This window comes from Streptomyces sp. CB02923 (assembly GCF_001905005.1).
Classification (GTDB): Bacteria; Actinomycetota; Actinomycetes; order Streptomycetales; family Streptomycetaceae; genus Streptomyces.
Map to the genome: position 1 here is coordinate 208,585 of NZ_LWKZ01000026.1, position 12,659 is coordinate 221,243.

Annotated in this window: 3 protein-coding genes; all 3 read right to left on the reverse strand. The window is 73.3% G+C overall.

Annotated features, from left to right (window positions below; translation table 11 throughout):
• Nucleotides 1-7: 7 nt before the first annotated feature.
• Entirely contained in the window at nucleotides 8-1,270 is a 1,263-nt protein-coding gene (locus A6A06_RS32635; protein ID WP_073766392.1) for a cytochrome P450, read from the reverse strand.
• 3 nt (nucleotides 1,271-1,273) lie between these two features.
• The gene (locus A6A06_RS32640) at nucleotides 1,274-10,852 is read right to left on the reverse strand and encodes an SDR family NAD(P)-dependent oxidoreductase (protein WP_443333810.1); all 9,579 of its coding nucleotides are present in this window, start codon (nucleotides 10,850-10,852) and stop codon (nucleotides 1,274-1,276) included.
• Between the two features lie 346 nt (nucleotides 10,853-11,198).
• A complete protein-coding gene (locus A6A06_RS32645; protein WP_199931325.1) occupies nucleotides 11,199-12,365 on the reverse strand; it encodes a cytochrome P450 in 1,167 nt (388 codons plus the stop codon).
• Nucleotides 12,366-12,659 lie beyond the last annotated feature (294 nt).

The following is a 12,659-nucleotide window of genomic DNA, read 5'->3' on the forward strand; positions in this document are numbered from 1 at the left end:
CGGCCGGTCAGAGTTGGAAGGTGATCCGCTCGGTTTCGAGGCCGCGGACGACCACGTGCCTGCGATAGCTCAGTGAGTCCTCGTGCACGTGGAAGCCGCGCAGCCGGCGAGCCAGCTCACCGAACACGATCTCCGCCTCCAGCCGGGCCAGGCTGCTGCCGAGGCAGAAGTGCGCGCCGGCGCCGAAGGCGAGGTTCATCACGCCCGCCTTGCGGTCCGCGATGAACCGGTCCGCCCTCGGGTGCACCCGCTCGTCCCGGTTGCCGGACGCGAGGACCAGGGTGACCACCGAGCCCTCGGGGATGTCGAGGCCGTTGATCCGGTCGGACCGCAGCGCGACACGGCCGGTCAGCATGATCGGGCAGTCGTAGCGCAGCGCCTCGCTGACCACGTCGCCGACGATCGCCGGGTCCTGCCGGAGCAGCTGGAACTGCTCCGGGTGGCGCGACATCGCGAGCAGGCCGTTGGTGATCAGGTTCGTGGTGGACTCGTGGGCCGCGGTGAACACGGTCACCACGACGTTCGTCACCTCACGCCGGCTCAGCCCGCGCCCGTCCTCCTGCGTGGAGAGCAGGCTGGAGATGAGGTCCTCACCGGGGTTGCGGCGGCGCTTGTGGATGAGGTCCGCGAAGTAGCCGTGCAGTTCCGTGATGGTGCGGACGATGCGGACGAGTTCCTCGCTGTCGAACATCGCGCTGGAGTGGAAGCTGGCCACCAGCGTGGGCAGCTCCGTGGACAGCGCCATGTCGCTGGACCACTCCCGCAGCATCGGGATGTCCTCGCCCGGGATGCCCAGGAGAGTCGCGATGACCCGCAGCGAGAGCACCGCGGCCAGGTCCTGCACGCCGTCGAACTCGCCGTCGGCCAGGCAGTCTCGGAGCAGTTCGTCCACGATCTCGCGAATCCACGGCTCGAAGCTCGCGGTGATCCGTGGCGTGAACGCCTTGCTGACCAGGTTCCGCTGCCGCCCGTGTCCGGGACCGTCCATGAAGAAGATCGAGTTGAGCACCGGCTCGTCGCCGCGGTCGCCGAAGAGTTCCCGCATCCCCGGCGCGTTGAACGTGTCACTGCCCATGGTCGTGTGGCTCTTGAGCACCGCCGTGCAGGAGGCGTGATCGCTCAGCAGCAGGGAACCGTCCGACGTCCACATCGGACCTTGCTCCCGCCACCGCTCGAACAACGGGTAGGGGTTAGTGAGCACCTCCCGGTCGAGCAGGGCGTGCAGCGGGTTGTCAGGCACGGTGACCGGTGGGCGGATTGGCACCGACATGGGCTAGCTCCTCTCCGTGGCACGGCCGGCAGTGCGACCGGTGTCCGATGTCGCGTCGTCGAGCACTCCGTCGATCAGCGTGAACATCTCGTCGTCCGTGGCGCCGCTCAGGTCGGGCACCGCGGCCCGCTCCTCGGCGGTGCCGTCTTCCTGGCTCCGCAGCAGTCGCCGCAGAGTCGTGGTGATCTCCTCGGGGACGGGCGCGGACGGAGGCCGCCGGAGCAGGGCCGCCTCCAGCTCCCGCAGGCGGTCCAGCACGACCCGCTCGGCCGGGTCGCCCTCGTCGACACCGAGCGCGTCGCCGAGGTACCGGGCCAGCGCGGCGGCGGTGGGATGGTCGTAGACCGCGGAGGCCGCCAGCGGCACTCCGGTGTCCGCGCCGAGCAGGTTGCGCAGCCGGACCCCGGCCAGCGAGTCCAGGCCCAGCTCCTTGAACGGCCGGTGCGCGTCCAGGTCTCCGGCCGGGCGGCCCGAAACGACGGCGACCCGGGCGGTGACCAGCTCCAGCAGCACCGAGGACCGCCGCTCCGGCGCGGTGGCCGCCAGTTGTTCCCGCAACGCGCTCGCGGGTTCGGGCCCGGTGTCCGCGCCCACACCCGGCAGTCCGGAGCACAGGTGCCCTGGCCGTGCGGCGGCGAACCGCGGCCAGTCCACGGCACCGGCCACGTACTGCGCCGCACCGCCGGACAGTGCCCGCTCCAGCGCGTCCAGCGCCCGGTCGGCGGGCATCGGTGTGGCGCCGCTGTCCGACTGCGGGCCGGCGGGCCAGGACGTGGTCATCCCGGTGTCCAGCCAGGGGCCCCAGGCCAGGCTCGTCGCGGGCAGGCCGGCGGCCTGTCGGTGGGCTGCCAGCGCTTCCACCACGGCGTTGGCCGCGGCGTAGTTGCCCTGCCCCGGCGAGCCCGCGGTACCGGCCAGCGAGGAGCACAGCACGAAGAAGCGCAGCGGATGGCTGGCGGTCAGCTCGTGCAGGAACCGCGCGCCATCCGCCTTCGCCACGAACACACGCGCCAGCCGGGCCTCGGACAGCGCCTCCAGCACCCCGTCGTCGAGCACCCCGGCGGCGTGCACCACACCGGTGAGCGACCGCCCGGCGAGCAGCCCGGCCAGCGCCTCGTGGTCCGCCACGTCGCAGTCGGCGATGTCGACCTCGGTGCCCAGCGCGGTGAGTTCGGCGCGCAGTTCCGTCGCGCCAGGGGTGTCCACGCCCCGGCGGCCGACCAGCAGCAGGCGGTCCGCGCCCCGGGCCGCCAGCCGGCGGGCGACGTGCGCGCCGATGCCGCCCAGTCCCCCGGTGATCAGCACGGTGCCGATGGGCTCCGTCGTGGCGGGTTCGGTGCGGGGCACCGGGACCAGTCGCCTGGCGTGCAGCCGCCCGTCCCGGATCGCGATCTCGTCTCTGGCAGCCAGCGCGGCGGGCAGCGCGGCCAGGTCCTCCACGGCCGGTCGCGGCGGCAGGTCCACCAGGCCGCCGTGCAGCCGGGGCGCTTCCATGCCCGCGACCCTGACCAGCCCGCACACGGCGGCCTGCTCCGGATTCGGCACGGTGTCCGCCGTGTCGGCCCGCACGGCGCCGCTGGTGATCGACCACAGGGGCGTATCCGCGCCTCTGGACAGCAGCGCCCGCAGCAGCGCCAGGGTGGCGGCCAGGCCGGTCGGCACCCGCGGGGTGTCCGGGCCCTCGGCCATCGCCAGGAGGGATACGATGCCGCCGCCCGGCAGGTCGGGCAGCAGCCGGTCCCAGTGCTCGCCGTCCACGGCGTCGCCGCGCACGGTGCGGGTCCCTTCGCCCAGCACGCGCGCCACGTCCTCGGTGAGCCGGTCCCAGTCCGCGCCCGGCGGGGCCACCACCAGCCACGGCCCCGGCGCGTCGGCGACCGGGCCGGGGACGGGCAGCAGCGGCCACTCGACACCGTGCAGCAGAGGGTCGGCGGGAGCCCCGTCGTCGTCGGGCAGCCAGAACCGTTGCCGGGTGAACGCGTAGCCGGGCAGTGGCACCGCCCGCCCGCCTGCGCACCAGGCCGCCCAGTCCACGTCGACCCCTCGGGTGTACGCGGTCGCCAGCGCCGTCAGCAGGCCGTGCACCTCGTCGGCGTCCTGCCGTAGCACCGGCAGGAAACCGTCCCCGCCCAGCGCCTCCTGGCCGAGCGCGCTGAGCGTCGCGCCCGGTCCCAGCTCCAGGTAGGTGCTGGTGCCCGCCGTGTCCAGAGCGCGCAGGCAGTCGTGGAAGCGCACCGGTTCCCGCGCATGCCGGACCCAGTACTCCGGGTCACGAAGCTCTTCGGTGACCCGTGCGCCGGTCACGGAGGACACGAACGGAATCGCCGGTGTCCGGAAGTCCAGTTTGGCCAGCACCTCCCGGAAGGGGTCCAGGACCGGGTCCATGTGGTGGGAGTGGAACGCGTGCCGCACCGTCAGGCGGTGCGCGTGGGTCACCCGCTGCGAGATCTCCCGCACCGCGTCCGCGTCCCCGGCGAGCACCACGGAGGCGGGCCCGTTCACCGCGGCCAGCGCCACCCGGTCCTCGCGGCCGCGCAGCAGTTCCGGCACGTCGGCTTCCGGTATCTGGACCGCCACCATCGCGCCCTCGCCGCCGAGTTCGTGCATCAGCCGCCCGCGCGCGGCCACCAGTGCGCAGGCGTCGGCCAGCGAGAACACGCCCGCGGCGTGCGCTGCGGCGAGTTCGCCGACCGAGTGCCCGGCCACCGCGTCCGGCCGCACCCCCAGCGTGGTGAGCAGCCGGAACACCGCCACCTGAACCGCGAACACCGCGGCCTGCGCATGGTCGGTGCGTTCGCCGGGGCCGTCCCGGAGGATCTCGGCGAGCGGCCGGTCCAGCAGCGGGTCCAGCTCGGCGGCGATCTCCTGGAGGGCCGCCGCGAACACCGGTACCCGGTCGCTGAGCGACGTGGCCATGGCCGCGTACTGCACGCCCTGGCCGGGGAACAGGAACGCGGTCGCGCCGTCGGCCGTCACTCCGGTACTGCCGGTCCCGGCTCGCAGCGCGGCGGTCAGCTCGCCGGTGTCCGTGCCGAGCACGACGGTACGGGCACGCAGCCGGGCCCGCGTGGTGGCCAGCGAGTACGCCACGTCCAGCGCGGACGGCGAGCCGTTCCCGTCCTCGTCGGTCAGCCGGCGGAGCAGGGCCTCGGCCTGCGCGGGCAGCGCCTCCGGGGTGGCCGCGGAGAGCACCCACGGGATCAGCGGCGGAGCCGCGGCGGCCGTCGGCTCCGGTTCGGGCTCGGGCTCGGGTTCCTCCAGGATCACGTGCGCGTTGGTGCCGCTGAGGCTGAACGAGGACACCGCCGCCCGGCGCGGACGGCCCACGCGCGGCCAGTCCATCGGCTCGTCCAGCAACCGCACCGCGCCGTCGTCCCAGTTCACGTGCGGGCTCGGGGCATTCAAGTGCAGGGTCTGGGGCAACCGGCCGTGGCGCATGGCCAGCACCATCTTGAGCACACCCGCCACGCCCGCCGCGGCCTGGGTGTGCCCGAGGTTGGACTTCGCGGACCCGACCAGCACGGGCCGCGCCCGGTCCTGCCCGTAGGTCGCCAGCAGCGCGGTGGCCTCGATCGGGTCGCCGAGCGGGGTGCCGGTGCCGTGCGCCTCCACCGCGTCCACCTCGTCGGGCGCCAGGCCCGCGACGGCCAGCGCGTCCCGGATCACCCGCTGCTGGGCCGATCCGCTCGGCGCGGTCAGCCCGTTGGACGCGCCGTCGGAGTTGAGTGCCGAGCCGCGCAGCACGGCGAGCACCCGGTGGCCCCGTTCACGCGCGGTGGAAAGCCGCTCCATCACCAGCAGGCCGGCGCCCTCGCTCCACGCGGTGCCCTCCGCGGCCGCGTCGAACGGTTTGCACCGGCCGTCCGGAGCGAGCACCCCCACCTGGGAGAACTCCACGAACAGCGTCGGCGTGGTGAGCACCGTGATGCCACCCGCCAGCGCGACCGTGCACTCACCGGCCCGCAGCGCCTGCGCGGCCTGGTGCATCGCCACCAGCGCGGAGGAACACGCCGTGTCCACCGTGATCGCCGGGCCGTGGAAGCCGAACGTGTAGGCCAGCCGCCCCGATGCGACGCTGCCCGCGTTGCCGATCGACACGTCGCCGGTGAGGTCCTCGGGCGTCCGGTGCGCGTGGCGCGCGTAGTCGTTGCCCATCAGCCCGAGGTAGACACCGGTGCGGGTGCCCCGTAACGCGGTCGGGTCGATCCCGGCGTCTTCCAGCGCGTGCCAGGCCAGTTCCAGCAGGATGCGCTGCTGCGGGTCCATCGAGACCGCCTCGGCCGGGGCGACGCCGAAGAAGCCGTTGTCGAACTCGGCGATCCCGTCCAGGAAGCCGCCGTGCCGTACGTAGCTGCGCCCGCCGCGGCCCGGCTCCGGGTGGTAGATCTCGTCCAGGTTCCAGCCGCGGTCTGCCGGGAATTCGGTGATCGCGTCCCGCCCGGCGGCCAGCAGCGCCCACAGCTCGTCCGTGGTGGACACCCCGCCGGGAAGGCGGCAGCTCGCGCCGACCAGCACCACCGGGTCGTCCATGTCGTACGTGCCGGGCCCGGCGGCCGGTGTCCGGCCGCCGGGTGACGCGGTGGGGAGCTGCCCGGACAGGTACCCGGCCAGGGCCGTGGGGGTGGGGTGGTCGAACACCGCGGTCGCGGAGAGCCGCACCCCGGTCGCGGCGGTGAGCCGGTTACGCAGCTCCACCCCGGACAGCGAGTCGAAGCCGATGTCGCGGAACGCCCGCGCCGGGTCCACCCGGCGCTCCACGCCGAGCACGGAGCCCACCGTGGCCAGCACGAGATCGAGCACCGGCCGCTCGCCACCGGAGACGAACACGGGCGCCGCGGCCACGGCGGCCGGCCGGGCCGCGCTCCGCCGGACGCCGAGCAGCCCGGCCCACACCGGTGCCCGCTCCGGGCCTGCCGCACGCACGCCGGCCAGGTCGAAACGGGCGGGCACGGTGCACGCCAGGCCGGTGCCCAGTGCCGCGTCGAACAGTGCGAGCCCGTGTTCGCGGGACATCGGCACGAGCCCGGTGCGCCGCAGCCGGGCCCGGTCGGTGTCGCCCAGCCGCCCGGTCATGCCGGTGTCCTGCGCCCAAAGTCCCCACGCCATCGACGAAGCGGGCAGTCCCCGCGAGCGGCGGTGCTGCGCCAGCCCGTCCAGCCACGCGTTGGCGGCCGCGTAATTCGCCTGCCCCGGCGTGCCGAGGACACCGGCTACGGAGGAGAACAGCACGAACGCGGCGAGGTCGAGGTGTGCGGTCAGTTCGTGCAGGTTGCGCGCACCTTCGACTTTCGGTCGCAGCACCGCGTGCAGCCGTTCGGCGGTGAGGGAGCGCACCGTGCCGTCGTCCAGCACCCCGGCGGCGTGGATCACCGCGGTCAGCGGGTGCTGCGCGGGGATCGCCGCGAGCAGTTCGGCGAGGGCGGCCCGGTCGGCGACGTCGCATGCGACGACCGTGATCTCGGCGGTGCCGGTCAGGTCCTCAAGACCGAGCGCCGCCGTGCCGCCCCGCCGCCCCGCCAGCACCAGGTGCCGCACCCCGTGCTCGGTGACCAGGTGCCGGGCCAGCTCCCGGCCGAGTACGCCGGTCCCGCCGGTGATCAGCACCGTGCCTCCGGCGAGGGCGGGCCGGTCCCCCGTCCGCGTCACCCTGGCCAGTCGCGGCGCGAACGCCTGCCCGCCCCGGATGGCGATCTCCGGCTCACCGGTGCCCAACGCCTGCTCCAGGGCGGAGCCGTCCTCCTCGGAGCCGTCCTCCTCGGGGTCGCCGGGGCGCTCCAGGTCGACCAGCACGAACCGGCCGGGATGTTCGGTGCGTGCCGTGCGGACCAGGCCCCAGACCGCCGCGGCGTCGGGGTCCTGGTCCTCCTCCGGGGTGATCGCGACCGCGCCACGGGTCCGCACGATCAGGGGCCCGCCCGTCGCCGTCTCGTCGTCGGTGTCCAAGAACTCGCGGACCCGCGCCAGTGCTTCCTCGGGCCCGGCCGCGTCCACGATCGGCGCGTCCACGATCGCCGGGGCGGGCCGCCGCGCGACCGGCACCCAGTCCAGCCGGTGCAGCGCCCGGTCCACGCCCGCCGTCCCCGGCCGTACGGGCCCCACGGGCCGGAGCGTGAGCGCGCTGACCGTGGCCACCGCTTCCCCCGCCGCGTCGGCGAGCGCCACGGCGTACGAGTCGTTGCCCTGCGGAGTCAGCCGCACCCGCAATGCCGTGGCCCCGACCGCGTGGAGTGCGACCCCGCTCCAGGAGAACGGCAGCCTCACCGGCTCGTCCCCCGCATCCAGCAGCAGCGGGTGCAACGCGGCGTCGAGCAGGGCCGGGTGCAGGCCGAACCGCCCGGGATCGACCGGCAGCTCGACCTCGGCCCAGCGCTCCGCGCCGAGCCGCCAGGCCCGCCGCAGCCCCTGGAAGGCCGGCCCGTACTCGTAACCCCGCTCGTCGAGCTGTGCGTACGCGCCGTCGAGGTCGATCTCCTCGGCACCGGCCGGCGGCCACTCCGTCAGGGGCGCGCCGCCGGGCCCCGCGGCCCGGAGCGTCCCGGTCGCGTACCGGGTCCACGGCGCGTCCGGCGCGGACCGGCCGTACATCGCCAGCGTGCCCGGATCCGTCTCGCCGATCGCGATCTGCAACTCGGTCTCGCCCCGCTCGGACAGCACCAGCGGGCTCTCCAGCACCAGTTCGTCCAGCATCGGCAGCCCCGCCCGCTCACCCGCGTGCAGCGCCAGTTCGACGAACGCGGCCCCGGGCAGCAGCACGGTGCCGCGCACCTCGTGCTCGGCCAGCCAGGGGTGCCGGGTGAGGGAGAGCCGGCAGGTGGCGACCAGGCCACCGCCCGCGAGCTGGACCACCGAGTCCAGCATCGGATGCCCGGCGACGGGCCCGGAGGCGGCGGTGGGCAGCATCCAGTACCGCTGCTCGCGGAACGGGTAGGTCGGCAGTTCCACACGCCGGGCGCCGTCGAACAGCCCGTTCCAGTGCACGTCCACACCGTGTACGGCTGCCTCGGCCACCGCCAGCAGGAAGCGGTCGGCACCACCGTCGTCCCGCTTCAGGGTCTCCAGCGCCACGCCGGCCCCGTCGTGGTCCTCCTCGTGGTCACCGAGGATCTGCCGCACGCCGCCGGCGAGCACCGGATGCGGGCTCGACTCCAGGAACGTGGTGTGCCCGGCGGCGACCAGCCCGCGCACCGTCGCCTCGAACTCGACCGTGGCGCGCAGGTTGCGGTACCAGTAGTCCGCGTCCAGCCCGGTGGTGTCCACCGGACCGCCGGTCACGGTCGAGTGGAAGGGAACCTCGGCCGCCATCGGAGTCACCGGCGCCAGCAGTTCGCGCAGCTCCGCACGCAGCAGTTCGACCTGCGCCGAATGCGAGGCGTAGTCCACCGGCAGCAGGCTCGCCCGGATGTCCTCGGCGACCAGCGCGGCGGCGAACTGCTCGACCGCCTCGACGGCGCCCGAAACCACCGTCGCGCGCGGCCCGTTGACCGCGGCCACCGAGAGATCCTCGCCCCAGGGGGCCATCGACTCCTCGACCGCCGCTCTCGGCAGCCCCACCGACAGCATCCGGCCCGTGCCGGAGAGCGCCCGCAAGGCCCGGCTGCGCAGCGTGACGATCCGCGCCCCGTCGTCCAGGGACAGCGCTCCGGCCACGGTCGCGGCCGCGATCTCGCCCTGGGAGTGGCCCACCACCGCGGCCGGCCGCACCCCGTGTGCCCGCCAGAGTCCGGCCAGCGACACCATGACCGCCCACAGCGCGGGCTGCACCACGTCCACCCGGAGCAGCGCGTCCGCGTCGGTGAGCACGTCGCCCAGGTTCCAGTCCACGTACGGCGCCATCGCGTCCTGACAGGCCGCCATGTGCCCGGCGAAGACCGGGCTGGACTCCAGCAGTTCCGTGGCCATCCCGGTCCACTGCGTGCCCTGGCCGGGGAACAGCAGCACCGGACGGGCGTCCCGGCAGGGGGACCCGACGACCGTGCCCGGTGCCGAACCGCCCTCGGCGAGCGCGTCCAGTCCGTGCACCAACGAGCCCCGGTCCCGGCCGAGGACGGCGGCCCGGTGCTCGAACCCCGCCCGGCCGGTCGCCAGCGTGAATCCGGCGTCCAGCAGGCCGACCCGGTCCGGGCGGAGCCGCTCGGCCAGCCGGCCGGCCTGCTCCCGCAGTGCCTCCGCCGTCCGTGCGGACAGCAGCAGCGGCACCGCGGACGCCGGTCGCGGCGCCGCGGCGGGCGCGGGTTCCGGCGCCTGTTCCAGGATCACGTGGGCATTGGTGCCGCTGATGCCGAACGAGGACACCCCGGCCCGGCGCGGGAGTCCGGTCTCCGGCCACGGCGTGTCCTCCGCGAGCGGGGTGACCCTGCCGGTCTCCCAGTCCACGTGCGGGCTGGGCTCGGTCAGGTGCAGGATGCGCGGCAGCACGCCGTCGCGCATGGCGTGCACCATCTTCAGGATGCCCGCCGCCCCGGCGGCGGCCTGCGTGTGCCCGATGTTCGACTTGACCGACCCCACCAGCAGCGAGCGCGCCCGCTGCGGGCCGTGCACCGCCAGCAGCGCCCGTGCCTCGATCGGGTCGCCGAGCGCGGTGCCCGTGCCGTGCGCCTCCACCGCGTCGACGTCCGCCCCGGACAGTCCGGCGTCGGCCAGCGCCGCCCGCAGCACCCGTTCCTGAGCCGGCCCGCTGGGTGCGGAGAGCCCGTTGGAGGCCCCGTCCGAGTTGACCGCGGTGCCACGCACCAGCGCGTGTACGGTGTGCCCGTGGCGCAGGGCGTCGGAGAGCCGTTCCAGTACCAGCATTCCGACGCCCTCGGACCAGGCCGTACCGTCCGCCGTCGCGGAGAACGGCTTGCACCGGCCGTCCGGGGCGAGGCCCCGCAGCCGCGAGAACTCCACGAACATCTCCGGGGTCGCCATCACCGTCACCCCGCCGGACAGAGCCAGGTCACACTCGCCGAGACGCAGCGACTGCACCGCGAGATGCGTGGTCACAAGCGACGAGGAGCAGCCGGTGTCCACCGTGACCGCGGGGCCGGTGAGGCCGAGTACGTAGGCCACTCGGCCGGACACCACGCTGGCGGTGTTCCCGGTGATCAGGTACCCCTCCAGCCCGTCCGGGACGGTGTGCACCCGGGGCGCGTAGTCGTGCATCATCGAGCCGGCGAACACGGCCGTGCGGCTGCCCCGCAGCGAGGTGGGATCGATGGCCGCGTTCTCCAGGGCCTCCCACGCCGTCGTGAGCAGGAGGCGCTGCTGCGGATCGGTGGTCAACGCCTCGCGGGCGGAGAGCCCGAAGAACTCGGCGTCGAAATGGCCGGCGTCGTAGAGGAATCCGCCGTGCCGGACGTAGGAGGTACCGGGCCGGTCCGGGTCGGGGTCGTAGAGGGCCGCCAGGTCCCAGCCCCGGTCGTCCGGTAACTCGCCGATCGCGTCGACCCCGTCCCTGGCCACCTGCCAGAGCCCTTCCGGGGCGGCTATTCCGCCAGGGTAGCGGCACGCCATTCCCACAATCGCAATCGGTTCGCCCGGCATCCGACGCCCTCCCAGAGCAGTTTGGACTGTGTCGGCCACCATGGACGCAAAATCATTCACCGAACTCGCGACCATCCGACCAAACGCCGATAAATCGAGGTGCCGCAACATGATTAACGCCCGGACTCATTCCACACAACACCTCCAGCCGACCAAAACCTAGGGCTTTCACCAGAAATTTCGGCCCGCCGTCGAGCATTCTCACCACTACCGTGACGCATAGCAGATCCCGCCGAATTCCACTACCCGTCAAAAACGAGACACCCACCCCATCGAGAACCGCAAGTCTTCATTCCGGAAAACGCGGCGCGGCCCACCCCCGTGCCCAATTCTGACGACTCCAAACGAACCACCTCTGCCACAACTCGGTAAACGCATGACTGGCGGCCGGCGCTTTTCGTCTCCGTCACCAGGTGACCGGGAGTGCCGATACCGAGAACCCGGAGCCGTTGACGAAGCGCAGTTCATCGCGTGGCGTGGCCAGGCGGAGCGTGGGGATGCGCCGGAACAGCGTGTCGAGGACGATGCGCAGCTCCAGCCGGGCCAGATTCTTGCCGAGGCATTGGTGCGGTCCCCAGCCGAAAGCCAGGTGCCTGCGGTTGTCCCTGGTGACATCGAGCGTGTCCGGATCGGCGAAGGCCGCAGGGTCACGGTTGGCGGCGGCGGACAGGGCGGCGACGCCCTCACCCCTCCGTACCAGAGTGCCGCCGATCTCGACGTCCGCCGTGGCGCGGCGCATCAGGGACAGCTCGGCGACGGAGAAGAACCTCAGCAGTTCGTCCACCGCCGACGGGGTCAGGCCCGGGTCGGCGGTGAGGAAGGCGAGTTGGTCGGGGTGTTCGAGGAGAGCCAGGATCCCGAGTGCGGTCATCGTGGCGGTGGTCTCCAGGCCCGCGACGACCAGGAGGATGCACAGTTCGACCATGGTCCAGCGGCTCTCGTCACCGCTGAAGAGCTGGTGGCCCGCCAGCCTGCCCAGCAGGTCCTCGGGCCGCTCGGTCATCTTGGTGGCGCACAGCGCGTCGAAATACGCGGTCAGAGAGCGGAAGGACTCGGCGCGATCCGCTTCGGCGGAGTCGTGGGCTATCAGCACCGTGGTGTTGGTGGTGAACTCCTGCCGGTCACCGGTCGGGATGCCGAGCAGCTCGCACAGCACCAGACCGGCCATCGGCACGGCCAGCGCGGACACCAGGTCGGCGGGCCCGGCGCCGGCCAGCACATCGTCGAGCAGACCGTCGACGATGCACTGGACCTTGGGGCGCAGTTCCCGCATGCGGCGGATGGTGAACTCGCCGGCGACCGCACGACGGGCGGGGCCGTGCTCGGGCGGGTCCATCTCGATCAGCGAGGGCCGGAAGCCGGGGAACACGATCTCGCCGACGCGCATCCACGGGAAGTCCGGGTGCGAACGGTCGGAGCTGAACCGGGCGTCGCCGAGCACAGCGCGGACGTCTTCATGGCGTGCGGCAACGAACACGGTGCGTCCGCTCGGGCCCGTCAGCCTGGGCAGGCCGGGGTGCTCGCGCAGACCTGCGTAGTCCGGCGGCGGGGAGAACGGGCAGGTCCGAGGCATCGGCCAAGTCTCGGCTTGTAACGGGCCCTGGTCGTGCATGGTCACCACCTCGACTCTTTCGGAAGTCAAGGACGACCGTATGACTGGCGATACCCGTTTTTCCCTAGAATCCCATTGAGACCGGAACCCAGCATTCCGTCCGTATTACCCGGGGAAGCCGTGACTGTACCGATAGTGATCCTTCCGGGGGAGGCGGGAGGATCAGGCTTGATGGGTGCTCGGATCTTGGGCAGGGGGCCGGCCCAGCACTTCGTGAGAGACGTGACCTTCGGCGAGGACGCCAGCCTCACCGGA